This is a genomic window from Verrucomicrobium sp. BvORR034 (assembly GCF_000739635.1).
GTDB lineage: Bacteria > Verrucomicrobiota > Verrucomicrobiia > Verrucomicrobiales > Verrucomicrobiaceae > Verrucomicrobium.
Window position 1 is genome coordinate 1 of the sequence record NZ_BATQ01000076.1, and the last position, 22,200, is coordinate 22,200.

Genomic DNA, 22,200 nt, shown 5'->3' on the forward strand with positions numbered 1-22,200 from the left:
AGCCATGGGCTTGCGTCGTCAGGACTTCATCACGTAGGCTAAGATTCTGAATATGATGGAACACCATGACATTGATGCCGTAGTTAAGGTGGTTCGCTCGGCAATCCCGCAGGTGGAGGTGGTGCAACTTCAGGTGAGCCATCCTGGGGCGGATGACGACGGTTTGTGGTGGTTCCGTCTTCCGGCTGTCGCCCGCGATATTCAGATCGAGTCCTCCACCTACAACTGCCCCTTTTTTATGGAGCACAGCGACATGAAGTCTTCTTCGGAGGCGGTCATTGCGCATACTGTGGAACAGGCTGCGACTTTTGTTGTGTCGTACCTTCGTTCCATTTCAGATGCCGACTGCGATCACTTTTCACAGAAGGAACTTCCGTAGGAAATCCCACCATCATGAGAGTTGTCGCGCTTCTGCTTTCGTTTCTTTGTCTCCTGGCCTCGGTGGTCCTCTTGTGGCTGGGCTACATCGTCACTTTCGAAAGCTCCTCCCAATTGGCCAGGTTTGAGAGCACTCCCAAAGAGGGGTGGGACTACTGGCTCCGCAAAGAGTTTTGGAGCGATGTTCGCTGGTTCAGCCTCTATTTGGGACTGGCTGTCGGCGGGTTCGGGTTGCCGCTGACTGCGTTCTGGCGTGGGAGAAGGAAGGCGCAGGGCAGTCGCCTCGTTTCGTGGGGCTTGTTTGGTATTGCGATGCTGTATACGGGAGTCTGGACCTGGGGATTCGCCATGTGGTGGCGGCGCGGGGATTTTCATCTCATGATCATTATTCCCACAGTCATGCTGATGGGAAGTGTTGTTGCCTTGAGTGCTTTCTTCGTTCAGGCGAGTCGACCGAGAGCTGGGGTGGGGGCTGAATGACGGGTTGGCGTTGAATCGCGTGATGAACGAAAGGACGGCAGTCCTCGCAGGTGGCACTGTTCAGTGGCGTGAAGCCTGGACGCCAAGGGCGTCATACAAAGTAGTCCAGGGTAAGGCGAGGGGCGAGCCGCCACCCTGGGTGCATGGGAACATGAGCCGGAACTCCGAAGTGAGTTCTACAGACTCTTGCCGCATCCCTGAGGTTTCCACCGAATGCAGGAGGATCGTCTCCGAGTTGACTGTACGGTGTGTAGAACTTCCCTTGGAGTTCCAGCGCTATCCCATCGACACCCGGGGTGGCGACCGCTTCGCGGTCTGACCCCGGGCTGTTTTGTATCACGCCGTTGGCGTGGAGGACGTCGTTATGAGGATACTGAGACGACCTCCTCGTGGATGCTGTATCTTGTTGAGCCGACGCGCATGCGCGAATCGGCTACTTCTTACTATCAATGTACTCCTGCACCTGCACGGGGATGTCGGTGCAGATGGCATCGACGCCCAGGCCGAGGCCGAGGAAATAGTCATTGAGATCACGGCCGGGCCAGCCGGTGACGATGAAGCCTTGTTTTTGGGCTTCTTTGACAGCGAGGCGGGTGGTGCCTTCCATCTTTGCGGCGATTCGCTTGGAGCCGATGGCTTTGGCGGATTCCATCAGCTCAGGGGTGAGGGGGCCACCTTTGATCAGCATGATGTCTGCCTTGGGATCGATCTTCTTCAGAGCGATGAGGGGGCGCTGATCGAAGGACGTGAAGACGTAGCTGGAGCCTGACGGGACGTGAGCGGTGACCTTGCGATAGACCTTGGCCGCGTAGTCATCAATAACTGCATCTGAATACAGGGTCTTGTTGCTGGTCTTCATCTCAAACTCCACGTACATGCCCGGCTTGTCCTTGAGGTAGTCGAGGAGCTGGTCCAGGAAGAGCAGGGGTTCGTTCTGCTTCTTGGAGGTGATCTTGGCAGCGGCGTCGGCGTTCAACTGTTCGACTGGACCCGTGCCGTTGTGGGTGCGGTCCAGGGAGTCATCGTGCAGAATCACGAGTGCGCCGTCCTTGGTCATGCGGACGTCCAGCTCAAAGCCGCGCAGGCCTTTGTCATAGCTGCTTTTGAAGGCAAAGAGGGTGTTTTCCTCAAACTCGTGCGCTCCGCCACGGTGGGCAAAATGGAACGGCTTCTTCTCCTGGGCAAAGGCGTCTGCTTTCAGCCCCAAGAGCAGGCAGGCACCGGTAAGAAGGACAGCGTGAAAAGATAACTTCATAGTGAAGGAAACGCTGCCCCGAAGCTTTCCTTATCGAGCCGGTTATGATTTGCAGCGGTGAAAGCGGGAATGTGATTGCCCGGAGTGATGCCAGCCTGGGGCATCGCCCAAGGTTATGGGTGTTTGAAAAGATTGAGGGCAGTAGGCCCGGGGCATTCAGGGATGCTGGTAGGCAGGCTTGATGAGGCCGGACCTGCAGCCCTCAGTGGGTCATTGGGGCATCTATTCCTTGGGCGTTGCCCAGGGCTGTCATGAATCCGGACCTTTGGTCCTTCTTAAACGGCAAATCTGCCACTGGCATAGTGGATGTTCCATCGCGACTCCGGGGCTCACCAAGGCAAAAACAGCAAGGCTATCCTATTTCCTGATGGCATTGCGATTTATTCTGGGGCCACCCAGGGTGGCGACCGCTTCGCGGTCTGACCCTGGGTGTCTACATTATGCCAGGCCGTTGGCGTAATTCCCTCTGAACCTGCCAACAGGCGCTTCGTTGTTGGTGCACCACCAATCCGGTGGAGCCTTGTAACTGCCCTGGCAATTTCCTATTTCTCCGGAAGGCCATCCAACACTTTTTGTTCTTCTGCCTCTTCCTTCTCCTTCTTCCGGACACCGAGTCCGAGGAAGTAGATGATGATGGCAGAGAGCAGCATGGAACAGCTGATGAAGTAGAGGCCGCCGACGAACGAGCCGGTGACAGTCTTCACCTTGCCCATGATGTAAGGGCCCAGTGCGCCACCCAGATTCCCGAAGGAGTTGATCAGCCCGATGCTGCCCGCTGCTGCGGCCTGGGTGAGGAAGGTGCTGGGGAGGGACCAAAAGGCGGGCATGTAAGTCTTGAACCCGGCAAATCCGATCATGAAACAAGCCACCGTGAGAGGCAGGTTGCCCTGGGTCATCGGAGCACAAGCCAAGGCGGTGGCACCCACGACGATGGGCAAGCAGGCGTGAAGACGGCGTTCTTGGAAGTGATCGGAGCTCCAGCCTCCCACCAACTGACCGACGAGCGCGAGCGCTGGGGGCAGGATGATGAGCCAGGTGAGCGTGTTGAGATTCATGTGGTACCAGTCGTTGAGCACGCTGGGCATGAAGAACTCGATGCTGTAACTGCAGGTGACGATGCTAAAGTAGGCCCATGCCATCAGCAGCACTTTCGGGTGGCGGAGGGCTTCGGTGACCTTCATGCGCTTGCCGCGGGATCTCACGGCCCGTTCGCGCTCCAACTCGCTTTCGAGGGCTTCTTTCTCTTCATCGGTCAGCCAGGAGGCCTGACGAGGCCGGTCCTTCATGATGAAGAACACGATCAAGCCCATCATGACTGCCGGGATGCCCCAGAAGACGTACACCCACTGCCAACCGGTCATCCCCAAGACAAGGGGATGGGTGATGGTCTGGCCGTTGACGACTTCGGTGGTGCCGATCTTCAGGAGCAGGTACGAGATTTTCGGGCTGACCATCTGGGCAAACGGGGTCGCCACGAGGAACATGGCCAACGCCTTGGAGCGATCCCGATCCGTGAACCAGTGGGTGAGGTAAACGATGACTCCCGGGAAAAAGCCCGCTTCTGCCAAGCCAAGCAGGAACCGGACGGTGTAGAACTGAACTGGCGTGTGCACGGCGGCGGTGAGTGCGGCCATGATGCCCCAGGTGACCATGATGCGGCTGATCCAGCGCCTGGCCCCCCACTTCTCCACGATGAGGGAGCCGGGGATTTCCAGAAGGAAGTATCCGATGAAGAAGATGCCTGCGCCAAAGCCGATGACCGCATCCGTGAACCCCACGAGGTCCTTGGTCATGGTGAGTTTGGCCACGGCCACGTTCTGCCGGTCCACGTAGGCGATCATGTAGCTGATGAACAGCAGCGGAATGATCCGGTAAAAAGCCTTCTTGCGAGCGCGGTCGAGCGCCGAGGGCGGGGAAGGGGAAGCGGACGTGGCGGAGGACATGAGCTGGACCAAACGGCGGGAAAGCGGCGATGCTATCGGGAGGAATCCAGATGGGAAGCACAAAGTTCCGGCGAAGCCGGAGACGAAAGACGAGAAGACACCAGACGTCAGACCTGAGGGGAATGCAGAGAACTATTGCGGTTTTTGGGAGGTCTGCGGTGGAGGGACGTGGGGTGTTGAAGGCAGTGAGGAGGAAGGAGATGGTGTTGGCCTTCGCATCTGAGGTTCGCTCGGGTGCGGTACCCAAGGTTGACTCGCTTGAAGCTCGTCCAACCTTGGGCTGTGGTAGAAATCCCCTTCGGGGATTGGCATCGCGTGAGGGGTGCGAGTGGCGGGGAGGTTTGGGGGAGCGGTCAAGCATTCCGGATGGGAGGCCGACGGGGAAGGTTGGGTTTTCTCCAGGTTTGAGGACCTTGCTGCCATCCCTCCGGGATGGTGAATCTCTTCTGCTGTTCCCGGAGGTATCAGTCGCTACGCTCCTTCAACCGTCCGGCTAATGGCTGTAATGCCTCCGGCATCGGGGAGGGAGACCCAGCCCTGGCAGACGCGGCCATGGCAGACGCGGCCCCTGCAGGCGCGGCCCTGACAGACGCGGCCCTGACAGACGCGGCCCTGACAGACGCGGCCCTGGCAGACCCCGGCCCCTACACCTGCTTCCACATCGGTCGTAGTAGTTGATCACGATGCCTCCTTCGGAAGCCGGGGAGGTCGGATCTTGAACACACGGGGGACTTCGGCTTCCTTGGCTGACCTCAGGAGGCCCAAAAAAATAGCCGGATGCCCCCTCACAGAGGCATCCGGCTTGCTTTTGCTTTTCTCACCTAACTACACACTGACATTCTCTAATGACCCAACATCCAAGGGCGTGACCCACTTTTTTGAGTTTGCATGACGCCGAGGCGGGTTTTTTTCTTCCGGTCGGGCCGGATCTTGGTTCCGCCTGGGGTGCCGCACCCGCAGCGGGAGCTGCACTGGTGGGCGTTGCTGACCCGGGGTTCGTGCCGACTGCGCTCGTTGACGGAATGGGCGCGGCGCTTGACGGGGTTCATCAGGGCGAGGTTGGGCGCACTGATGAATCGCTGGGCGACGCCCTGGCAACAGGGGCAGTTGGCGGCGTGATTGCGTTCCTCGACCGTGCGGAAGAGGACGAAGTCGCCGCATTCTTGGCAAGTGTAGTCGTAAACAGGCATGGCTGATGGAGGGGGAGAGGTGATTGAGAAGCTTGAGACGAGGGACGGGACTAGACGACGGACGCGAGATCCACGCCCGGGGGTACCTTGATGGAGGGTCCGTCCGCATTCGGTCGGATGTCGAAGTCGAAGATCTCGGTGGGCAGCCAGAGGGTGGCGCAGGCGTTCGGGATGTCCACGATGCCACTGATGCGGCCTTCGACAGGGGCGGTGCCGAGGATGGCGTAGGCCTGCTCGCCGGTGTAGCCGAACTTCTTCATGTACTCGATGGCGTTGAGGCAGGCCATGCGGTAGGCGACATGCGGATCCAGGTAATGCTGCTGGCCTTTCTCGTCCACGGAGATGCCTTCGAAGATGAGGTGGCGCTTGTATTCGGGGGAGAGCGGGCTGGGCTCGAAGATGGGGTTCACAACGCCGTACTTGGCCACGCCGCCCTTGATGAGGCTGACGCGGAGGTCGAGGTAGCCGGCCATTTCAATGGCACCGCAGAAAGTAATTTCCCCATCCCCCTGGCTGAAGTGGATGTCTCCCATGGAGAGGCCGCCGTCTTTCACATAGACGGGGAAGTAAACTTTGGAGCCCTTGGTAAGGTTCTTGATGTCACAGTTGCCACCGTGTTCGCGGGGGGGCACGGTGCGGGCGCCTTCGGCCGCGGCCGTGGCTGCTTCGCTGCCCTTGAGCTTGCCCATGTGGGCGGTAGGGGCATAGGGGAGGGTGGCAAGAGCGGGCACGCGATCAGGCTCGGTGTCGTAGAGCTCTTTCTCGCGCGCGTTCCAGGTGTCGAGCAGTTCCTTGGAGGGAAGGCAGCCGATCAAGCCGGGGTGCATGATGCCAGCGAATTCCACGCCGGGGATGTGGCGGGAGGAGGTGTAGATGCCGTGGAAGTCCCAACAGGCTTTGCGGGCATCTGGATAGTGGTCAACGAGGAAACCACCACCGTTGGTCTTGGCGAAGATGCCGGTGAAACCCCAGGCGGACTCTGGAAGCACGCCCACGTCCAGTATATCCACCACAAGGAGATCGCCCGGCTCCGCACCTTCCACCCCGATGGGGCCGCTCAGGTAGTGCACCTTGGAGAGGTCTACGTCTAGAATGTCATTGGCCTTGTCGTCATTGACGATCTGGCCTCCGGTCCAGTCGATGCACTCGACGCGGAACTCGTCGCCGGGTTTGACATAGGCCACCATAGGCAGATCCGGGTGCCAGCGGTTGTGAAGGTAGTCTTGTGATTCAGGCGTGGCGTTAAGGTCTACTTTGATCAGTGTTTTCATGACGTATGCTTGGGCGTAGTTACTTGTCTGTTTTGGGGGGATTGGGTTGGTGGAGGGCAGGGCAAGGCAGCGGCTAGACAGAAAGCATGGCTTTGATCTTGGAGGCATCGACGGACTCGCGTTTGTCCTCCCGGATGAGCTTGCCCTTGTCGATCACCGCAATGCGGTCGCAGGTATCGAGCACAAAGCTGAGAACCTGCTCGCTGACGATGATGGTGAGCTTTTTGAGGTCGCGGATCTCGCGCAGGCTGCGGGAGATGTCCTTGATGATGGAGGGCTGGATGCCCTCGGTAGGTTCATCAAGAAGCAGGACGCGCGGCTTCGTCATGAGAGCCCGGCCAATGGCGAGCTGCTGCTGCTGACCGCCGGAGAGGTTGCCGCCCTTGCGTCCCTTCATGTCGCGCAGGACGGGGAAGAGGGCGTAGATCTCGTTCACGTCCTCTTCATTAACACTGCCCTTCACGCCGGAGATGAGGTTCTCATATACGGTGAGATAGGGGAAGATCATGCGGCCCTGAGGGACGAAGGCGACGCCCTCCGCCACCCGCTTGTAGGAGGGCTTGTGCGTGATCTCTGAGGTGCCCACAGTGACTTTACCCGACACGGTGGGGATCATGCCGATGAGGCTGCGGAAGAGGGTGGTCTTGCCCATGCCATTGCGGCCGACAATCCCGACGATCTCACCTTCGGCAGCGCTGAAGGTGAGGTCTGGGATGACGACGCTCTGGCCGTAGGCGACTTGCAGATTCTTGACGTCAAACATGTTGGGAGGCGGGTTAATGGCCGATGTACACTTCGATGACCTTGGGGTCGTTCTGCACGGTCTCCATGGAGCCTTCAGAGATGACCTTGCCCATGTGCATGACCGTGACGCGGTCGGCGATCTCCTTCACGAACTCCATGTCGTGCTCGATGACGATGACCGAGCGGTTCTGGCTGATCTTGCGGATGAGCTGGGAGGTCTCCTGGCGCTCGCGCACGCTCATGCCAGCGACGGGCTCATCCAGCATGATGACCTCCGGGTTCTGCATGAGGAGCATGCCGATCTCCAGCCACTGCTTCTGGCCGTGGCTGAGGATGCCGCCCTCTGTGTCCAGCTTGTCGGCGAGGCCGATCTGCTCCGCGATCTCGAGGCATTTGCCCATGATCTCCGGGGTTCGCCGAAAGAACAGGCAGCCGAAGACGCCGCGGCCGGTGGGGTGGGAGAGCTCCAGATTTTCCAGCACCGTGAGGTTCTCATAGATGGAGGGGTTCTGGAACTTCCGGCCCACGCCGAGGCGGACGATCTTGTACTCCCGCGTGCCGCGGAGCTCCCGGTCCTTGAACCGGATGCTGCCGCTGGTGGCGCGGGTCTTGCCGCAGATGAGGTCCAGCACGGTGGTCTTGCCAGCCCCGTTGGGGCCGATGATGACATGGACGGAGTTGCGGTTCAGGTAGAAGTTGAAGCCATCCACGGCTTTGAAGCCGTCAAACGAGACGCCAAGGTCTTCGACTTCCAGGACGAAATTGCGGTCACTCATGGTTCAGCGGTCTTGGGGATTTCTGCAACGGCGGCGGATGCTTTTTCAGCGGACTCGGCGGGTTTGAGTTTTTTCATCAAACCTGTGCCCAGGGTGCTGAGCTTCGCCTTGAGGGTGCCGGATTTGTCGAGGATGCCAGCCAGGCCATCGGGGAAGAACATGACCACGGCGATGAAGGTGCCGCCCATGAGGTAGAGCCAGGCATCCGGGTAGGCCTCAGAGAAGGCCGTCTTGCCGAAGTTCACGATGAGGCATCCGAGGATGGCTCCTATGACGGAGAGGCGTCCACCCACGGCGGTGAAGATGACCATCTCGATGGAGGGGATGATGCCCACCAGGGAGGGCGACATGAAACCCACCTGCAGGACGAAGAGCGCCCCTCCCAGACCGGAGAGCATGGCCGCCAGGGCGAACACGAAGGTTCGGCACATGGCGACGTCATAGCCGGAGAAGCGCACCCGGTCCTCGCGATCCCGCATGGCCATCAACACGCGGCCGAAGCGGGTGTTGATGATGTACTTGGCAAGCAGGGCGCTGGCCAGCAGGAGGAAGACGCAGAGGAAGTACAGGGTGTACTGCGCTCCGGTGGTGCGGATGTCCCAGCCCAGCAGGGTCTTCAGGTCGGTGATGCCGTTTCGGCCCCCGGTGAAGCCCTGGTTGCCATCAATCCCGAGAGACAGGATGAGGGCGATGGCCTGGGTGATGATGGCGAAGTACACGCCACCCACCCGACGGCGGAACATGGCCCAGCCGATGATGAAGGCGATGAGACCGGGCAGGAGGAACACGGCGCACGAGGCGAAGGTGAAGCTCTTGAACGGCTCCCAGAACCAGGGGAGCTGGGTGATCTGGTTCCAGTCCATGAAGTCCGGAATGCCAGGCGTCGTCTGGATCGAGGTGCTAACAGGATCTGACGCCTCCAGCTTCAGGAACATGGCCATGCAGTAGCCGCCGAGCCCGAAGAAAACCCCCTGGCCGAGGCTGAGGATGCCGCAGCGTCCCCAGAGCAGCACCAGGCCGATGGCGACGAAGCCGTAGCTGAGGTACTTGCCCACCAGGTTGAGCCGGAAGATGGGCAGGGCCAGCGGGAGGATGATCGCGATGAGCGCGACGAACACCGCGAAGGAGATGGCTTCTCCCTTGGTTTTAAAGAGCGTTCGAAAGAAGATCATGATTGAGTGGATGGGTGAGGGGGGCTGAGTCGCATGGGATTAGTGGGCGCGAACCTTGCTGGGGAAGAGCCCCTGGGGCCGGATCATGAGGGCAACCACAATGACCAGGAGGGTGGCGACTTTGCCCTTGGTGCCTTCGAGGAAGAACTCGAGGATGGACTGTGCCTGGGCGATGCCGAAGGCGGAGGCAAGAGAACCCATGAGGCTGGCGGCACCGCCGAAGACCACGACGAGGAAGGCATCCACGATGTAGCGGCTGCCGCTGTCCGGTCCGGTGGAGCCGATGGTGGTGAAGGCCGCACCGGCGATGCCGGCGATGCCGCAGCCGAGCGCAAAGGCGAGGCGGTCCACCGAGTTGGTGTTGATTCCCACGGCACCGCTCATCTTGCGGTTCTGTACGGTGGCGCGCAGACGCAGACCGAAGGAGGACTTGTACATGAAGAGCAGCAGCGCGAAGGAGACTGCGATGGCGAGCCCGAGGACGAACATGCCGTTGATGGGGATGTCGAGCCCCTCCTTGGGGGAGTAGGAACCCATGAGCCACTCAGGGAGCGTGGGGGTGACCTCACGGGCACCGAACGTGGAGCGGAAGGTCTGCTGCATGATGAGGCTGAGACCCCAGGTGGCCAGGAGCGTGTCCAGAGGCCGGTGATACAGACGCCGGATCATGAGCCACTCCACCGCCGCCCCGACGAGGGCGCAGACGATGAAGGCGATGAAGATGGCCACCACGAAGTAGTAGGGGCCGAAAGAGGGGGCGTACTCCGCGGTAAGAGTGGAGCAGAGATAGACGGTGTAGGCTCCTAGAGCCATGAATTCACCGTGGGCCATGTTGATGACGCCCATCTGGCCGAAGATGACGGCGAGCCCGAGGCCCATCAGCAGCAGCACGCTGAAGAGGCTGATGCCCGCGAAGCCCTGCATGAGGAAAATGTTCTGGAGGTCTTCCCAACTGTAGGATTCCATAGGTGGAGAAAGTTGAATGTGGGGGAGGGTGAGCGCGCCGGAGGGCCGGGCGGAGCAAAAGGAAAGAGGGGCAGAGAGAAAGAAAAGGGTCTCCGCCGCCCCCTGCATGAGCCGTGACCGCTTTCAGGCGAACAGCCACGGCGTGCAGGGAGGGCGGAGAAATGGGGTGGCTTATTGATAGCCTTTCGGGAACGGATCGGGCTCGATCAGCTCGGACTCATAGAGGACCTTGGCCTGGCCGTCTGTGCCCCACTGGCCGATGCGGAGCTTGCTCCACAGGTGGTGGTTGGGGTGTACTTTCACATAACCCTCAGGGGCGGTGGTCAGTTCAAGACCAGGGGAGGCGGCGGCGATCTTGTCGATGTCGAAGCTGTTGGCCTTCTCCACCGCTGCTTTCCACAACCAGGGGCCGAGGTAGCCGGCCTGGGTCACGTCACCGATCACGCTGTTGGCGCCATACTTGTCCTTGAAGGCCTTCACGAAGGTCTTGTTGTTCTCGTTATCGAGGCTCTGGAAGTACTTCATCGCGGAGTAGAAGCCCACGAGGTTCTCACCGCCGATGCCGAGCACCTCATCTTCCGTGACGGAGATGGTGAGGAGCGTCTGCTTGGCGCTGGTGATGCCGGCGGCCTTGAGCTGCTTGTAGAAGGACACGTTGGAACCGCCCACGACGATGGCGTAGATGACATCCGGCTTCTTGAGCTTGATCTTGTTGATCAGCGAACCGAACTGGGTGTGACCCAGCGCGTAGTACTCCTCACCCACCACGGTGCCCTTGATCACATTCTCGATGTGCTTGCGGGCGATCTTGGCGGAGGTGCGGGGCCAGATGTAGTCAGAACCGATGAGGTAGAAGGTCTTGGCCTTCTTTTCCTTCACGATCCAGTCCAGGCCAGCGATGATCTGCTGCGTGGCCTCCTGGCCGGTGTAGATCACATTCTTGGACTGCTCCAGGCCTTCATAGAAGGTGGGGTAGTAGAGCATGCCGTTCTCCTTTTCGAAGACGGGGAGCACCGCCTTGCGGGAGGCGGAAGTCCAGCATCCGAACACCGTGCCGACCTTGTCACTCACAAGGAGCTTCTTGGCCTTTTCAGCGAAGGTGGGCCAGTCGCTGGCACCGTCCTCCTTGATGACCTTGATCTGCCGGCCCAGCACGCCGCCTGCGGCATTGATCTGGTCAATGGCAAGCTGCTCGGCCTGGATGGAGCCGGTTTCACTGATGGCCATGGTTCCCGTGGCCGAGTGAAGCTGGCCTACCGTCACTGTGTCATCAGTGACGGCGAGACCGGTGGTGTTCACCTCTGATGTGGGCGGCTTGGCGGAGGCTGTGATGGCAGACAACGCAAGCAGCCCGACGACCGGGAGCAACCTGCGATGAAGACTTGGAGTTCGCTGTTTCATCTAGTTAGATTAGGTGACGGTTTGCTGTTTCATCGAATCCGGGAATGACCGGGAATCGAGGCTTCCTCAAAAGCCGTCCCAGATGGACCGGGGCGGTAATTTCGATTGGCACGCATCACCAAGCACCGGGCGTGCCGCTGTCCTGCCGTGCCAGCTGTGACATGCTGAAAAGAATTCAGCGTGGGAGGCCGTGGCGACGACATGGAGTCGAGCCGGATTTCACCGCATGGCAGGTGTGAATCTGCTAGAGTGCGATGGTGCTGACGCAGCTTGTCACGCTCATGGCATCATCCTTGCGGTGGCATGGGTCCCACGATGCAACATGAATTTTGCTGCGGATGAGCGTCCTTCAAACCCCCACCTCCAGTCCGGTCGAGTCCGGTGCCATCGATTCCCGCAGGCTCCAGGTCTTTCTGGCTGCCGCCCAGACGTCGAGTTTCGTCGCGGCGGCGGACCGTCTCAATCTCACACCCTCGGCTGTGAGCCATGCCATCAAGACGTTGGAGGAGGAGTTTGACTGCAATCTCTTCAAACGTCACGGGCCGCGGGTGACGCTGACCCGGGCGGGCATGCGCCTGACGCCTCTGGCGGAGGAGGTGCTCAATCGCATGGCCAGCCTGCGGAAGGAAGTGGCGGTCGTGCAAGGGAATCCCCGCAAGCTGCGGGTGCTCATGCCGGAGACTTTCAGCGTGACCATGTTGCCGCGGGTGCTGCCAGACTTTATGGAGTGTTTTCCCATGGCCATCTTTGAGCCAGTGATGGGTGACAGCGAGGATGAACGCGCCTTGCAACAGTTGATGTCCGGGGAACTGGACCTTCTGCTTACCTGGCAGGCCCGCAGTTCACCTGAGGTGGTGCGACGGGATCTGGTGCAGGATACCCTGGGCCTGTATGTGGCAGGTTTTCACGCCCTGGCGCGGAGGCCGCAAGTGGATGCGACGGTGTTTGAGCAACAGCCCATGCTGGCCAGCTGCGCGACGAGCGTGAGGTGTTTTCTGGAGCGGAAACTGACGACCGGACAACGGCAGAATGCGAGGGTGTGGCATTTGCCCGGGATTGAGGCCGTGCGGGAGCTGGCACGCGTAGGCCAGGGCATCGCGCTGTTGTCCGAGCGTGCCGCATCGAGATTGGTCGCGGCGGGCCAGCTGATTCCGCTGGAGATGTCTGGCCCTCGGGCCCAGATGACGTGTGCGGCCCATTGGTCTGGCCAGACGGAGTTGAGCTGGGCGGCGGAGGTGTTTCTAAGCCTGGTGGAGATGGTGGCGCAGGAATAGCCGGTGGGTCAGTCCGTCAGTGGGCAGTTCGTCAAGGTGTTGGGGGTGTTTTGGTGGGAGGACGGTGGGGCGGCTTGCGGGGGTTCTTGGTGCTTGGTGGCGCGGTTATCTCATGAACCCGGAAAGTTCGTTGAAGCGGATGAGGGCGGAATGCGTAGAGGAACTGCGGGTGCAGCGTTGCCGACTAATGCGTGATAGGTGCGGATGTGACGGCATCAGATTGCCAGATGCGGGGACCCTGTACCTGGCACTTGGAGTTTGAACTTTGAATTTTGAAGTTTTTCGCCCTGCTACCTCGCCACGCCACAAGTCGGCGTCAGGTGCTCTGTCATTTCCTCGAGATCAAAGAGGCCCTCGCCGAGAGGGACGCGTTCGGTGAGGAGTTTGAGCTCCCTTTCGATCCAGGCGTGGTCGGGCTGGAAGTCTCGCTGAGGGACATCGTGGAGGTGAAGGCGTGCGGCCTGGCGGAGCTGGGCGGGATCGCAACGCGGGGTGCCGAGTTCGCCCATGGCGACGGCTTCTTTCATGAACTCGGATTCCTCGGCGAGTCGCTCATGCTGTGCCTGGAGGAGTTCAGGCATGGCGGCCAGGAGGGCGGCAAAGGTTTCTGCCAGATCCCGCTGGCAAAAGAGAGCCACCTCCTGGGCGTACTTCCCAGGCTCGAATCCAGGGTCGATCTTGCCGCTGCCTTCTGCTGCGGCCTGCATGCCCCAGGGGGTGGGAGCCACCATGCCGTCGATGGTGCCAGCTTCGAGTCCCTTGCGCAGGAGTTCCATGGGCAGAACCTTGAAGGCGGGGGGATCGAGGAGCTTGCCGGCGACCTGTAGCTGCCAGGTCAGGATCTGATAGCGGGTGAGGGAGCAACGGGCCTCGATGCCGAAGACCAGCCGCTTGGAATCCGATGATGCCTTGCGGTTCCGTGGGGGATAGACCGTCTTCATGGCCTTGGGCGTGAGCACCAGTTCCATGGGGCAGGCGTGCACGACGAGCGGCACCATCCACTGGCCTTTTTGGCCGGGCTTGGTGACGAGTTCCGTGACACCGAGTTCCCAGGGGATGAGCCCGGCCGCGAGTTCACCGGTGAGGAGGTGGCGAATGATCCGGCCATAGCTGGGACAGGGGTGCATGCGCCAGGGCCCGCCGACGGCCCGGGTGGTTGCCAGAAGGGGAATCGCTTCCAGCGAAGGAACAAAGCCAGTGGAAAGTGTGAGAGGGGCGTTCATGAACGAGACCGTCTGGGGCTTGTTGGTGCGTGGTCATGGACATGGACCTTGAGTACGAGTCTGGCCGAGAGACACGCGGGACGGAGGACATGAGCTGCCGATCCTTTTGCCTGAAAAAAGGCCGGTCGCTATGCGAAGGGGGTTGTGAGGTGAGGTGAGAGGGCTTGCGGTTGAGTTTCAACCACGAGTGCGCCGGGCAGGGTAGCAGAGGGTGTGCCGCAGAATCGCGTCTCCCGCCTTCAGGCTCAAGAATCCATATGTGTGTGGAAAAACAGGGCGGACGGTCGGGTGATTTCCCTGTACCCATGGACAAAGTCTGCCCCTTGACGGCGTATGGATGACGGGCGGTGAGGCTCAGACGCAACACTGCTGTTCCGTATTGATAAACCGCGTTTCATCCCATCTGTTTGCCATGGCTCCCCAACGACGTGATTTCCTCCGCACTACGGCCACTGCGGCGGGCGGTATGGCGACAGCCCTGGTGTCTTCAACAGGGGGCGGGAGTGTCGTTGCTGCCTCAGAGGAGGCGAAGTCTGACGCTCAACGGAATCCCGTGCAGGTGGAGAATACTCGCGAGGGGGCAAGAGACTGGCAGCTCACCCGGGTGCGGCTGGACAGCACCAAGGGATTCCGTTCCCCGATGATCGAGGGGTATTGCTCCCGGCAATCGGTGAAAGCAGGTGAAACGCTGGAGATCATGGTGAGCACCAAGCCCGCGTGTCCCTTCAAGCTCGAGATCTTCCGCACTGGCTACTATGGCGGACGGGGGGCGCGGTTGATGGCGACCTATGGGCCGATCGATGGCAAAATGCAGCCGGATCCCGAGGTGGGGCCGCGGCGGCTTCGCGAATGCCGCTGGGAGCCCTCCCTCTCTTTGGTCATTCCTGAGGACTGGCTGAGCGGGGTGTATCTGGGGCGATTGACCACATTGCCTGGCGGGAAGGACCAGCCGTGGTGGCAGAGCTACGTCATCTTCATCGTGAAGGATGATCGCAAGGCGGACCTGCTCTTTCAATGCAGTGACAACACCTGGCAGGCCTACAATCGCTGGCCGGACAATTACTCGCTGTACACCGATCCCCGGGCGGCGCATACGTTTGATGTGGCGGTGAGCTTTGACCGGCCATACGGCAAGTACGCGCAAATTTTTGACGCTCCCCAGTCGGTGGGGTCGGGAGAATACCTCTTGTGGGAGTTTCCTGCGGCCTACTGGCTGGAGCAGCAAGGCTACGATGTGACGTATGGCTCCAATGTGGACACTCTGCTGCCCAGTCATGTTTCCCGATGCCGTGCCTTTTTGAGCGTGGGGCACGATGAATACTGGGATGTGCAGCAGTATCAGTCGGTGGCGCAGGCCATCGCGGGAGGCACCAGTGCGCTCTGGCTCTGTGGGAACTCCGTTTTTGCGGTGAGCCCATTCGAGCCTTCGGCGAAGGGAGTGGCGGGGCGAATCATCAGCCGGGCTGGGTTGTTTGGCGGACTGACCGATGAGGAGATTGAAGCTGAGCGCAAAGTGTTCCCAAAGGAACTGGTGCGACTGGGGCCGGATGAGAGTCTGATCATGGGAGCCCGGTCCATCGTCCCCTTCAATGGTGGGGGAGACTGGACCTGCACCAAGCCGGAGCATTGGGTGTTTACCGGAACGGGAATGAAGGCGGGAGATGCCATTCCCGGATTGGTGGGCTGGGAGCACCATGGAGCTCCGGCCAAGCTGGCGGGGCTGGAGGTGGTGGCCGAGGGCACCTCCTGGCGTGGTGGCGATACTCCCGCCCACTGGACAGCGACGGTGTTTCCGGGGCCGAAGGGGAACATCGTCTTCAATGCGGCGACGATCTTTTGGCCGCAAGCCTTGAGCAGTCCACCGGGGCACATGCTGCCGTGGTCGCACTGGAGTCGGCCTCATGGGGTGGATGAGCGAGTGCAGCGAATCACGGAGAATGTGCTGGCCAGGGCGTTGGGGCGGGAGAGGTGAGGTGGGAGCAAGGGTGCTGGATAGCGATGGCGGGTCAGACTGCCGCAACTCCTTCATAGCCGCATCCTCTTCGAGGAACAGCTTCGGTTGATCTGTCGGCAGGACGGAATTTCTGGGGGTAGATGTGTGGCTGGTTGGGACTTGGTTAGGTGGATTTGTGAGTGAAAATTAACATCTTGGCTGGGGAAACCGCTCTGAGGGCCGGGGTTGACTTTGGCCAATTGTCACGCAATCGTCACGTGGACCTTTCGTGACAGACTCCCGCCCCCCAAATGAGCAAGACTGCAGAGCCCGCCGCCCTCCCATCCTCCCGAAAGGAGATCAGCCGCAAGACGGTTTTTCGTTTCGTGGTCCTCACCGTGCTGGCCACGCTCGTGGGCCTGTATGTGAACGCCTTGCTGACTTTCGCCGGCAATACCTACTCGTTTAACAACCGATTCACCGAGGTGGCCATGGTGGACCACTGGTTTTACCTGCTCTGGAGCAACGTGGAGGTGCTCAAGGGTTACCTTCTGGTGGCGCTGGTGTACGTGCTTGTGATCTATCCGCTGGTGCTGGTCTGGCGACGTTTCCAGACATTCGGCAGGTGGGGTGTGGTCTGGCGGTCGTTGCTGTTCTCGGGAGTCTTGTACGGGTTCTTCATCTTCCGGCTGATGCTCAACAAGCCGTACTTCGGAGACTTCAGCTACTTCGACCAAGGGTACCGGAAGTTCGGCGAATGGTTTGGGGGCGCTATTCAAGGCGGTGCGCAGTTCTTTGTGCTCTATATCTTCCCCACAGTGGCTCTGGCCATTTGCGTGAGCTTTTACGCACTGGAGCTTCGCAGAGCCTGGAAGAAGAATCCGCGTTTCTTCCCCTGGCCTGTGATTGGTCCGATTGCGATTCTGGTGGCCTTTGTGGTCTCGGGCCACGGGTTTGTGCGGGAGCCTGCACCTGTGGAGGAAGTGGGTCCTCCCAAGCTAAAGCCCAAGAACATCCTCATCATCGCCTCGGACTCGCTGCGCGCTGACCGGCTGAGCTGCAACGGCTACTTCCGGCCCACCTCTCCCAGCATCGACAAGTTGGCCAAGGAAGGGGTGAACTTCTCGAAGTGCTTCACGCCGATCGCCTCCACGCTGGAGAGCCTGACGACGATGTTCTCGTCGCAGTATCCCCACACGCACGGTATTCAGCACATGTTCCCCAACAAGCAGCAGGTGGACACGGCCAATGCCAATGTGCCGGCGCTGGCGGCCACGCTGAAGGCCCAGGGCTACGACACGGCGGTGATCGGTGATTGGTGTGCCTGCGGCTTCAATGAACTGCCCATGGGGTTCAAGGACGTGATCGTGTCCGACTTCGACAACTTCAAGGTGTACATGAGCGAGGTGGTGTATCTGCACCATCAGATCTTGCCCTTGTTCTTTGACAACCGGGTGGGTCACTGGCTGTTCCCCAAGCTGAAGTCCTTTGCGAACTTCATGACGCCAGACGTGGTGACCAATCAGGTCATTGAGCGGCTGAAGAGTCGCGAGAAGGATGACAAGCCTTTCGTCATCTTTGCCTTCTACTCCTGCACCCACCTGCCGTACCGCACCCCTCGCGAGTACGCAGAGCTCTGGACGGATCCCAAGTATGAAGGCCCGCACAAGCACATGCTGGGACTGAATGTGGATGAGTTTATTGGCGACGTGGACATTGGCAAGAAGTGGGAGAAGCTGCCCCAGAAGGAGGTCGATCAGATCAATGGCATCTATGACGGCTGTGTGCGTATGTTCGACGACTGCGTGGGCAACATCGTCCGGGCGCTGGATGCCACGAAGCTGAAGGACAACACGGTGGTGATGATCACCGGTGACCATGGGGACGACCTCTTTGAGCCCAATGTGACGTTCGGCCACGGCCTCACGTTTAACGGCGGCGACCAAAGCAACAACATCCCTCTGGTGATGCGCGTGCCAGGGCTGGATCCCGCTCTGACGGGGCGCACGGTGGACAAGCTGGTGCGGACGGTGGACTTCGCCCCCACGCTGTTGGACCTGGTGGGACAGCCTGCCGAGGCCCGGTTCGAGGGCAAAAGCCTCGTGCCATATCTGAATGATGCCAAGGCTGACCTCTCCCTGGCCTGGTATGGAGAGACCAGCTATCTGTTCTTCCGCCGGAAGATCCCAGGGGAAGAGCCTCTCTACATCCCCCCGATGGACGAGACGACCATGATCGACCCGGACTTCGACTTCCACTTTGTGCTCAAGGACAAGTACCAGGAAGACGTGCTAAAGACCAAGGAGCGGGCCTTGCGCACGGAGCGCTTCAAGCTGGTGCTGACACCGGGGCAGAACGGACCGATCTACCGCCTGTTTGACCTGAAGTCAGACAAACATTGTGAGCGGGATGTGAAGACCAGCTTCCCGGATGTGTTCACCACCATGAAGGGGGCGCTGGAGCGTTTCACGGATCAGAAGACGGAGATGACCATCAAAGACATCTTCGCCGGGCAGGATGAGTTTGCCATCCAGCCGACGGTGAGATTGTGATGGGGCGGTGGTCTGTGGTGGCCGGGGAGTGACTTGCCGCGACCCTTTCGGGGTCGGCGGGCGTGCCACAAGAGGTGTTGGTCGCTCCGCTCAACGGGGCGGGTGCGCCTTATAGGGTGGGGCGTTCGTCTTCGAGCCACCGTACTCCAAGACACTTCGCGTTCATTGGAGGTGGCGGCTCGAGCTTCGGCTGGGCAGGTTCTTTGGCAGCCAGCCTGAGCACGCGGTCAGTTCGTTCTCCTCAAGGATTCTCAGCGATGTAGGCCTTCAATCTGCCCAGGGCGGCGTCCCATTGACGGGACACGGCTTCCAGATAGCTGCTGAGGTCGCGCATAGGGCCGGCGTCGAACTCGTAGAGGCTTTGGCGACCGGAGCGGACGCGGTGAAGGATGCCGGCACTCTCCAGCACTCCGAGATGCTTGGTGATGGCCTGACGGGAGAGGGGATATCCCTCGCTCAGTTGGGCGATGGAACGCGGCTGGCCATCGGCCAGCCGGTTCACCAGGGAGAGGCGGGTGACATCTCCCAGAGCGGCAAACACCGAGGCCCGGAGCTGATCGACAGCGACTGGAGCGTCAGGGGTTGGCGGAGACATGGCGGAGGATGTTCTGGACCTGCTCTTCCCAACCACCTTCGTTCATGCGGAATGCCTCCAGGCGTCGATGCGCAGGCACCTTGTCGAAGCCTGATTCCGTGACGGTCAGACGGGTGCCAGTGGTCGTTTCCTCCAACCGGAATTCGACGAGGGTGGGGACCTCATCGGAGTAGTCCACCTCTGGATCCACGGCATAGGGATGCCAGGTGTAGGAGAAGAGGTGCTCGGGTTCGATCTGCTGCACCTCGACCTCCATGATGAGATGCTCGTAGCCAGGATAGAGAATGTGGCCACGCGCGGATTCACCCACTGCAAATGGGCCTTCCAATTTTACCCGGAACCATTCGCCGAATTCACGGTAGTCCGTGAGAGCGCGCCAGACGCGGGAACGAGAAGCGGGGATATCGATTTGTTTTTTGATTTGGTCAGACATAGGCAACCTTTCGGTTGCATAATGACCGAGTGAGCTGAGATGCGCAACCTTTTAGTTGCCTAATTATTCCCGGGGGCTCAGCGTGTACGCTGGCGATGAGGACCGGAATCGCTGCCGCTGCCACCTGAACTGTTGGTGTTACTGCTGCGGGCTTGGGACAGTTCCGACTCCAGGCAGCGGATGCGGGATTCCAGCTGACAGATGGTGGAGCGCAACCCGCTGATGCAGGAGTTCAAGCTCAATACATCCGACAGAAGTTGGCTGTTGCGGCTGCACAGGTCGCGATTCTGTACTTCCAGATGCGCCACGCAGGACTGAGTGCGCTCCAGTTCCTGCTGGAGGTTGCGATTGTCTCCGGCCAGGCTGCGGGCGTTGGCCTCCCATTCTGCTGCGGTGCTCGCGAGGTTCTGATTGGCCTTTGATAGTTGGGTAGTCTTGGTCTCCAGGCTGACGAGTTGCTGAGTCGCTTCTTCGTGCTCGGACTCCCGCAGCGCATTGGTCTGCTGCACGACGTTGGCCAGTTGGTCGCCGTAGGCAGCCCAGGTGGCGACTGCTTTGGACTTGTCCGCCACTTCCTGACCATGACGCAGACGCCAGTTGTCCGCATCGTCGCGCAAGTCCTCCTGTTTGCTCAAGGAGTGGCGGAGGGCGGAAATCATGGCACCGCGTTCTTCTTCGGCAACGCTCAGGCTTGCTTGGGTGCCTTCGAGCTTTTTGAGGTGTTCGTCCAGGGCTCCTTTCAGAGAGGCGACTTCATGAGTGAGCGCAGCGTTCTGGGTGCGTGCGCCCTGGAGGTTCCAGGCGGTGGCTCCCAGCAGGGTGGCAGCCACGAGCCACGCTGCGAAATTGCAGACGGTCGAGGTGGTGGGCGCCCGACGTGAGAGGCCGCGCGGGGCGTCGCGCCGGGCAGTACGGCGAGATGGCGCGGGCGTCTCATCGTCGCGGCTGGAAATGCGGTACACCGCATTCTCCGGCAGGGGATTCCAGGCGGTGACTTGGCCCCGGCCGGTGCGCGCAGTGGAAGAGAGGTCCATGCCGTTCAGACGAACGGCATGGCGCAATATTCAAGGGGGTGTCGGCGAAAATGACCTTGTCTGTCCTGGATCAAGCGGGTTCGGGAGGGGCACCGCCGGAATCGCTGGTGTCAGCAGCGGCAGAGACCTCACGATGCGGTGCCAGCAACTGCCAGCTCCGGCATGCCAGGACCACGGCGGCGACCCCGAGACCCGCCGCGAGCCCCGTCCACATGCCCTCCGCACCCCAGCCACACCGCAGGCCAAGGAAATAACCCAACGGAACCGCCACGATCCAGTAGGCGGCAAAGGCGATCCAGGCGGGGATGCGGACATCATTTACCCCGCGCAGGGCGAAGGCGGAGACGACCTGGATGCCGTCCACGAGCTGGAAGAAGCCTGCCACAATGAGCAGACGTGCGGCGATGGCCTGCACCCCGGTGTTGTCGCCAAAGAGGGAGGCGATCTCCCGACCAAAGGTGAAGAACAGGACCATGGAGCAGGTCATGAATGCGGTGGAGAAGAACCAGCCGCCAGCGAGCACCCGATGGAGGCGGGCCTGCTGGCGGGCGCCGACGATCTCACCCACGCGCACGGTGATGGCCATGGCCACCCCGAGCGGCACCATGAAGGCAAAGCCGGCGCAGTTGATAGCGACCTGGTGGGCGGCCAATGGTACGGCACCGAGAGTGCCAATCAGGATCGTACACGCGGCAAAGGCCCCGACTTCAGTCAAGAGCTGAAGGCTGGCGGGAAAGCCAATGGCCAGCAGGTTCTTGAAGGTGGCGCGATCACACTTCGCCCACCACAGCCGGGGCGTCCAGGCATTGACCTTGGGAGAGCGCCGCAGCCACTGGTAGAGGCCGATGGTCGTGAGCACACGAGCGATCAGCGTAGAGATGGCGGCCCCCTCCATGCCGAGCGCGGGCATGCCCCAATGGCCCCAGATGAGGAGCCAGTTCAGCCAGATGTCCAGAAAGACCCCGCCCAGCATGATGAAGAACGGAGGCCAGGGATGATTCAGAGCATCCGCATGATTCTTCCACGCCATGGTGACGAAGGCGGGGATCAAGGACGCGGCGATGATGAGGAGGAAGGTCGGCGTGAGCTGAATCACCTCCTCCGGCTGATTGAGCCAGCTGAGGAAGGGAACAATAGCCACGGCACAGAGCATGGTGAGGAGGCCGAATGCGAGCGACATCCAGGTGCCATGGCGCACGGCGCGACGGGCGTCCTCGGGCCTATTGGCACCGTGGGCCTGGGACACGCGAACTGAGATGGACGACAAGAGGCCGATGCCCAGCACAAAAGGCACAATGACCAGCGTGTTCGCCAAGGTGGCAGCCCCTAGTTCATTCACGCCCAGTCGGCCGATCATGACGGTGTCGGAGATGCCGAGGAGCATTTGACCGACCTGACCTGCGATCATGGGGCTGGCCAGGGAGAACGTTGCGAGAAGCTCCTTGGTGAAAGAGGGCCATGGAGGACCTTGCTGCAGGGCTGAATGGGGACTGGACGATGAAGCGGGTAACATATGCGACTGCCGTGGAAGGTTTTTTGAGAAGGGACTGGGGGAGAGATGCCGACGGCAGGCACAAAAA

General features: G+C 60.5%; 19 protein-coding genes. 6 read left to right on the top strand and 13 right to left on the bottom strand.

Annotated features, from left to right (window positions below):
• The first annotated feature begins 52 nt into the window (after positions 1-52).
• Both BV034_RS13395 and BV034_RS13400 read left to right on the top strand, forming a co-directional pair.
• Positions 53-379, top strand: a complete 327-nt coding sequence (locus tag BV034_RS13395; protein ID WP_050027518.1) for a hypothetical protein — start codon at positions 53-55, stop codon at positions 377-379.
• 71 nt (positions 380-450) lie between these two features.
• Complete coding sequence (locus BV034_RS13400) at positions 451-858, top strand: hypothetical protein (RefSeq protein ID WP_265592965.1); 408 nt, start codon at positions 451-453, stop codon at positions 856-858.
• 433 nt (positions 859-1,291) lie between these two features.
• On the opposite strand, the gene BV034_RS13405 is transcribed toward BV034_RS13400, so the two are convergent.
• Together BV034_RS13405 and BV034_RS13410 are read right to left on the bottom strand one after the other, a co-directional pair.
• Positions 1,292-2,113, bottom strand: a complete 822-nt coding sequence (locus BV034_RS13405) for a glycerophosphodiester phosphodiesterase (protein WP_050027520.1) — start codon at positions 2,111-2,113, stop codon at positions 1,292-1,294.
• A gap of 542 nt (positions 2,114-2,655) precedes the next feature.
• Positions 2,656-4,056, bottom strand: a complete 1,401-nt coding sequence (locus BV034_RS13410; RefSeq protein ID WP_050027521.1) for an MFS transporter — start codon at positions 4,054-4,056, stop codon at positions 2,656-2,658.
• Between the two features lie 552 nt (positions 4,057-4,608).
• Here BV034_RS13410 and BV034_RS36010 point away from each other — a divergent pair.
• Complete coding sequence (locus BV034_RS36010; protein WP_265592966.1) at positions 4,609-4,734, top strand: hypothetical protein; 126 nt, start codon at positions 4,609-4,611, stop codon at positions 4,732-4,734.
• A gap of 562 nt (positions 4,735-5,296) precedes the next feature.
• Here the strand turns inward: BV034_RS36010 and fmdA are convergent.
• From fmdA to urtA, 6 genes are all read right to left on the bottom strand, one after another.
• Positions 5,297-6,517, bottom strand: coding sequence for a formamidase (fmdA, locus tag BV034_RS13425; RefSeq protein ID WP_050027524.1), 1,221 nt, complete (start codon positions 6,515-6,517; stop codon positions 5,297-5,299).
• A gap of 73 nt (positions 6,518-6,590) precedes the next feature.
• Entirely contained in the window at positions 6,591-7,280 is a 690-nt protein-coding gene (gene urtE, locus BV034_RS13430; RefSeq protein WP_050027525.1) for an urea ABC transporter ATP-binding subunit UrtE, read from the bottom strand.
• Between the two features lie 13 nt (positions 7,281-7,293).
• Positions 7,294-8,037 (bottom strand): urea ABC transporter ATP-binding protein UrtD, encoded by a 744-nt coding sequence (gene urtD / locus BV034_RS13435; RefSeq protein ID WP_009962892.1) that lies wholly within the window; start codon positions 8,035-8,037, stop codon positions 7,294-7,296.
• Entirely contained in the window at positions 8,034-9,209 is a 1,176-nt protein-coding gene (urtC, locus tag BV034_RS13440; RefSeq protein WP_050027526.1) for an urea ABC transporter permease subunit UrtC, read from the bottom strand. Before urtC ends, urtD begins: the two co-directional genes overlap by 4 nt.
• 39 nt (positions 9,210-9,248) lie before the next feature.
• Positions 9,249-10,175 carry an urea ABC transporter permease subunit UrtB gene (urtB, locus tag BV034_RS13445; RefSeq protein WP_050027527.1) on the bottom strand — a complete coding sequence of 309 codons (927 nt, stop codon included), beginning with the start codon at positions 10,173-10,175 and terminating at the stop codon, positions 9,249-9,251.
• A gap of 171 nt (positions 10,176-10,346) precedes the next feature.
• Positions 10,347-11,576, bottom strand: coding sequence for an urea ABC transporter substrate-binding protein (gene urtA / locus BV034_RS13450; protein WP_038169991.1), 1,230 nt, complete (start codon positions 11,574-11,576; stop codon positions 10,347-10,349).
• A gap of 338 nt (positions 11,577-11,914) precedes the next feature.
• Between urtA and BV034_RS13455 the strand changes: the two genes are divergently transcribed.
• Positions 11,915-12,850: a LysR family transcriptional regulator gene (locus tag BV034_RS13455; RefSeq protein WP_050027528.1), complete on the top strand. Its 936-nt coding sequence runs from the start codon at positions 11,915-11,917 to the stop codon at positions 12,848-12,850.
• Positions 12,851-13,140: 290 nt separating this feature from the next.
• On the opposite strand, the gene BV034_RS13460 is transcribed toward BV034_RS13455, so the two are convergent.
• Positions 13,141-14,073, bottom strand: a complete 933-nt coding sequence (locus tag BV034_RS13460; RefSeq protein WP_050027529.1) for an ABC transporter substrate-binding protein — start codon at positions 14,071-14,073, stop codon at positions 13,141-13,143.
• 412 nt (positions 14,074-14,485) lie between these two features.
• On the opposite strand from BV034_RS13460, the gene BV034_RS13465 reads away from it, so the two are divergent.
• A complete protein-coding gene (locus tag BV034_RS13465; RefSeq protein WP_050027530.1) occupies positions 14,486-16,045 on the top strand; it encodes a N,N-dimethylformamidase beta subunit family domain-containing protein in 1,560 nt (519 codons plus the stop codon).
• 272 nt (positions 16,046-16,317) lie between these two features.
• Positions 16,318-18,558, top strand: a complete 2,241-nt coding sequence (locus tag BV034_RS13470; protein WP_050027531.1) for a sulfatase — start codon at positions 16,318-16,320, stop codon at positions 18,556-18,558.
• Between the two features lie 241 nt (positions 18,559-18,799).
• On the opposite strand, the gene BV034_RS13475 is transcribed toward BV034_RS13470, so the two are convergent.
• From BV034_RS13475 to BV034_RS13490, 4 genes are all read right to left on the bottom strand, one after another.
• Entirely contained in the window at positions 18,800-19,153 is a 354-nt protein-coding gene (locus BV034_RS13475) for a metalloregulator ArsR/SmtB family transcription factor (RefSeq protein WP_050027532.1), read from the bottom strand.
• A complete protein-coding gene (locus BV034_RS13480) occupies positions 19,134-19,586 on the bottom strand; it encodes an SRPBCC family protein (RefSeq protein ID WP_050027533.1) in 453 nt (150 codons plus the stop codon). Before BV034_RS13480 ends, BV034_RS13475 begins: the two co-directional genes overlap by 20 nt.
• Before the next feature lie 77 nt (positions 19,587-19,663).
• Complete coding sequence (locus BV034_RS13485) at positions 19,664-20,620, bottom strand: hypothetical protein (RefSeq protein WP_050027534.1); 957 nt, start codon at positions 20,618-20,620, stop codon at positions 19,664-19,666.
• A gap of 70 nt (positions 20,621-20,690) precedes the next feature.
• Positions 20,691-22,028, bottom strand: a complete 1,338-nt coding sequence (locus BV034_RS13490) for an MATE family efflux transporter (protein WP_050027535.1) — start codon at positions 22,026-22,028, stop codon at positions 20,691-20,693.
• Positions 22,029-22,200 lie beyond the last annotated feature (172 nt).

What these genes read in the sequence shown, in the direction of transcription:
- fmdA (WP_050027524.1), bottom strand. Translation starts at nt 6,517, where the DNA reads ATGAAAACACTGATCAAAGTAGACCTTAACGCCACGCCTGAATCACAA.
- BV034_RS13480 (WP_050027533.1), bottom strand. Translation starts at nt 19,586, where the DNA reads ATGTCTGACCAAATCAAAAAACAAATCGATATCCCCGCTTCTCGTTCC.
- urtE (WP_050027525.1), bottom strand. Translation starts at nt 7,280, where the DNA reads ATGTTTGACGTCAAGAATCTGCAAGTCGCCTACGGCCAGAGCGTCGTC.
- BV034_RS13410 (WP_050027521.1), bottom strand. Translation starts at nt 4,056, where the DNA reads ATGTCCTCCGCCACGTCCGCTTCCCCTTCCCCGCCCTCGGCGCTCGAC.
- BV034_RS13395 (WP_050027518.1), top strand. Translation starts at nt 53, where the DNA reads ATGATGGAACACCATGACATTGATGCCGTAGTTAAGGTGGTTCGCTCG.
- BV034_RS13475 (WP_050027532.1), bottom strand. Translation starts at nt 19,153, where the DNA reads ATGTCTCCGCCAACCCCTGACGCTCCAGTCGCTGTCGATCAGCTCCGG.
- BV034_RS36010 (WP_265592966.1), top strand. Translation starts at nt 4,609, where the DNA reads ATGGCAGACGCGGCCCCTGCAGGCGCGGCCCTGACAGACGCGGCCCTG.
- BV034_RS13455 (WP_050027528.1), top strand. Translation starts at nt 11,915, where the DNA reads ATGAGCGTCCTTCAAACCCCCACCTCCAGTCCGGTCGAGTCCGGTGCC.
- BV034_RS13470 (WP_050027531.1), top strand. Translation starts at nt 16,318, where the DNA reads ATGAGCAAGACTGCAGAGCCCGCCGCCCTCCCATCCTCCCGAAAGGAG.
- BV034_RS13460 (WP_050027529.1), bottom strand. Translation starts at nt 14,073, where the DNA reads ATGAACGCCCCTCTCACACTTTCCACTGGCTTTGTTCCTTCGCTGGAA.
- urtB (WP_050027527.1), bottom strand. Translation starts at nt 10,175, where the DNA reads ATGGAATCCTACAGTTGGGAAGACCTCCAGAACATTTTCCTCATGCAG.
- BV034_RS13490 (WP_050027535.1), bottom strand. Translation starts at nt 22,028, where the DNA reads ATGATCGCAGGTCAGGTCGGTCAAATGCTCCTCGGCATCTCCGACACC.
- urtA (WP_038169991.1), bottom strand. Translation starts at nt 11,576, where the DNA reads ATGAAACAGCGAACTCCAAGTCTTCATCGCAGGTTGCTCCCGGTCGTC.
- BV034_RS13485 (WP_050027534.1), bottom strand. Translation starts at nt 20,620, where the DNA reads ATGGACCTCTCTTCCACTGCGCGCACCGGCCGGGGCCAAGTCACCGCC.
- urtD (WP_009962892.1), bottom strand. Translation starts at nt 8,037, where the DNA reads ATGAGTGACCGCAATTTCGTCCTGGAAGTCGAAGACCTTGGCGTCTCG.
- urtC (WP_050027526.1), bottom strand. Translation starts at nt 9,209, where the DNA reads ATGATCTTCTTTCGAACGCTCTTTAAAACCAAGGGAGAAGCCATCTCC.
- BV034_RS13465 (WP_050027530.1), top strand. Translation starts at nt 14,486, where the DNA reads ATGGCTCCCCAACGACGTGATTTCCTCCGCACTACGGCCACTGCGGCG.
- BV034_RS13405 (WP_050027520.1), bottom strand. Translation starts at nt 2,113, where the DNA reads ATGAAGTTATCTTTTCACGCTGTCCTTCTTACCGGTGCCTGCCTGCTC.